The organism is Xenorhabdus sp. TS4 (assembly GCF_014467265.1).
Classification (GTDB): Bacteria; Pseudomonadota; Gammaproteobacteria; order Enterobacterales; family Enterobacteriaceae; genus Xenorhabdus; species Xenorhabdus ehlersii.
In genome coordinates, this window is sequence record NZ_NKHQ01000112.1 from 1 (window position 1) to 2,822 (window position 2,822).

4 protein-coding genes and 1 pseudogene are annotated in these 2,822 nt (G+C 46.5%); 1 reads left to right on the forward strand and 4 read right to left on the reverse strand.

Going from position 1 to position 2,822, the window contains the following annotated elements:
* Positions 1–85: 85 nt before the first annotated feature.
* Positions 86–327, forward strand: a pseudogene (locus Xets_RS19545) (integrase core domain-containing protein); the annotation flags it as partial.
* A 300-nt stretch (positions 328–627) separates the two neighbouring features.
* Here the strand turns inward: Xets_RS19545 and Xets_RS19550 are convergent.
* From Xets_RS19550 to Xets_RS19565, 4 genes are all read right to left on the reverse strand, one after another.
* The gene (locus tag Xets_RS19550) at positions 628–1,101 is read right to left on the reverse strand and encodes a hypothetical protein (RefSeq protein WP_187652398.1); all 474 of its coding nucleotides are present in this window, start codon (positions 1,099–1,101) and stop codon (positions 628–630) included.
* Entirely contained in the window at positions 1,052–1,855 is an 804-nt protein-coding gene (locus tag Xets_RS19555; RefSeq protein WP_187652399.1) for a primase-helicase zinc-binding domain-containing protein, read from the reverse strand. Before Xets_RS19555 ends, Xets_RS19550 begins: the two co-directional genes overlap by 50 nt.
* Positions 1,856–1,962: 107 nt before the next feature.
* Positions 1,963–2,166, reverse strand: a complete 204-nt coding sequence (locus tag Xets_RS19560) for an AlpA family transcriptional regulator (protein WP_172910679.1) — start codon at positions 2,164–2,166, stop codon at positions 1,963–1,965.
* Positions 2,167–2,305: 139 nt separating this feature from the next.
* Positions 2,306–2,822 (reverse strand): site-specific integrase (locus Xets_RS19565; RefSeq protein WP_187652400.1); only part of this gene is annotated, 517 nt, incomplete at its 5' end.

Consider the following 2,822-nt stretch of genomic DNA (forward strand, 5'->3'; position numbering starts at 1 on the left):
GCGTCATCAGGAATGTCGTAGCGTGCCATCATCTTTTTCCCATATTGAAAACAGTTTAGATGAGAATACTATCAATTTACATTAAGGGACACAGCCTAGTCAGATAGATGTGGGAGCTTGTTGGGATAATGCAGTTGTTGGACGTTTCTTTGGCAGTTTAAAACATGACTGGCTATTTAAAACGTCTCATGAAAATCATGAGGAGATAAAACAAGATGTTCTAGATTATCTGCATTACTACAATTTAACCGGTTACATGCTGCTAATGGTTATTTAACACTGGTAGAATATGAAAGGGTCTTCGAAAAAATGTCTGGTTTTTATTGAGCAGAACACTGACGCGCTGCGCTTGTCATCTCCGTGCTACCGGGTTAATGTATTAGCCCGGTAGCACGGAGAGCTGAAAAACACCTGCCAGAAAAAATATTTCCTCACCTGCTCCTCATTTTTCTCCTCACTTTTTATTTTCCTCACGGCAAAAACAGGTGAGGAATTGATAATTTTTTATCCTTAAAAATCAATTGGTTTTGTGCTCCTCACTTTTTCTATATATATGTGAGAAAAGTGAGGAAAACGGTGAGCAGTAAAATCCCTCTCCTCACCGTTCCTCACTTTCTGACTCACTTTTTAATCTTCATTATTCCGGTTAATAATTGTGAGTTCCTGCCCGTGGCGGGTAATCATCCCGTCCTGTTCTAACTTGGTTAACCAACGGCTGAAATTCTTCACATTCACGCCCATCGATTTTAAATCATCACGCACAAGGGCAATGCTGCAAGGTTCTTTCAGGGCCGTGCGCGAGCGGATACACTGCCACAAGGCTGTGTGGTTATCAGTTTTATTGGCGATATGATCGATGTCTTCCTCTTCAACCGGATCACGCGGCCTGTCAATCAGCGCCAGTGACGTAATCTCTTCACCATCTTTATCGGTAAAAAGCTCCACCACGCGCATATCATAGGCTTTGGTTTCCGGTTCTTCGGCATCTTTCATTTTGGTACAGGTGATAACCAGTGAGCCGCCTTTTTTCCCTTCCCGGCTGATCTTGTATTCAACATCCAACGCGGCGCGAAGGGCAGCGTTCCCGAACAACTTTGGCAACAGAAGATAAATTGCCTGCATCCAGTGCCGCCAGAACGTTGCCTTTATAGAGTTGGTTAACCGTCAGGGCTGTGGCGTAACCTTCGGTAATGATTACCGTGTCGGGGGATGCTTCCAGTTCTGATAAAGCAATAAACGCGCCTTTCTTCTGGCTGCCGGACAGTAATTTTTTCTCACCATTGGGTTTGATGATCTGCGCACCTGTAACTTTTTTATCCAATGTTGTCAGTGCCAACACTGCCGAATTATCGGGCAACAGCCGTTGATTAGGGCAATGTAGCCCTTTTGCGGTCAGATAGGGCGATTGCCCGGTGACAGTCTGCGCCATCAGTGCCGCGACTCTTTCGGCAATGGGCTGTGTTGGATAGATAATTTCTTTGGCGGGCTTGAGTTCCGGTAAAGGTAATGCCTGCACGTTAGCAATAACTTTTGCTGCTTCAAGAATCGAGATCCCATTGGTTTTTGCGACTAAATCCAGTCCATCGCCATAGTTCGGGGTATCACACTGGCGGCAGTGCCAGTTGCCGTGATGATGGTCGTCGATAAAGTGAAAGCGGTCAGTGCCACCACAAACCGGACAGGCACCATGTTTACCTTTTGCCGGAACAGTGATACCACAAGCTGGTAGCAGGTTTTGCCACGAATACATCGCGGATGTTTTTACGGTCTGGATCAGATCAAGCGGTTTGTGGTTGCTTGTTGTTTTTTGAGCTGTAAATTCAGGGCGAGTTTGGGTATGCTGTGTATCAGCCATCGTTTTACCTCGATTAACGGTTGTTGGTTATGCGCCCTGTATGTGTTGCGAGCACTACGGGGCGTTGTGTTTTATATTCTGTTTCTTATGTCATAGTCTTTTGTCTATTATGCCGCCCGTGATTCGGCGATCCGCTGCGCAATCCAGTTATCAATTTCTGCTTCAATAAAGGCCACAGAACGTGGGCCGATTTTGACCTGCTTAGGAAATTCGCCATCGCTAATCAGTTTGTAAATCCACGCTTTGCTGTAACCCGTTCTGCGCTGCACTTCCGGCAAACGAATAAAGTTTGTCTTTGCTGTCATTGTCATATTAATTCTCCTGTTACCGAGTCCCTGAGCGCTCATCGTGGACGTTGTTTGATGACAGGCGGATTATTTAAAATGCAGGATTAAATGAACAGCGTTAATTGTTTTTCTCCTGATGAAAATTAACGAATTACAAATTTTACTAACGGCTCTTACTGTCGCGCAGCGGTTTGGCGAAGTCATACGGCGTGATGGGTTTTTCCCTATTTGCATCCAGATAATCCGCCCACCACTGCACCATCAGCCGCCGTTCGTCCAGATGTTTGGATGTATGAATATACGCCGCCCGGACGTTGTTTCGTTCGATATGACTGAGCTGGCGTTCGATGGCATCATCGCTCCACAGGCCGGATTCGCCCATTGCACCGCGCGCCATTGTGCGGAAGCCATGCCCGCAGACATCGGTTTGGGTGTCATAGCCCATCGCCCGTAGCGCCTTATTGACGGTGTTTTCACTCATAACTTTCGCAGCATCATGATCACTGGGGAATACCACTTCGCAGTTGCCGCTCAGTACGCTCAACTCTTTGAATAACGAGACAGCTTGACGGCTCAGCGGCACGATGTGATCCGTTTTCATTTTCATGCCGCGCTCAGAAAAACGAACGCCTTTGATGGGTTTTCGTGTAGCGGGAATTTTCCAGACAGCGTTTTCAAAG

Excerpts from the sequence above, each read along its gene's own strand:
- Xets_RS19555 (WP_187652399.1), bottom strand. The coding sequence starts at position 1,855 with ATGGCTGATACACAGCATACCCAAACTCGCCCTGAATTTACAGCTCAA.
- Xets_RS19560 (WP_172910679.1), bottom strand. The coding sequence starts at position 2,166 with ATGACAATGACAGCAAAGACAAACTTTATTCGTTTGCCGGAAGTGCAG.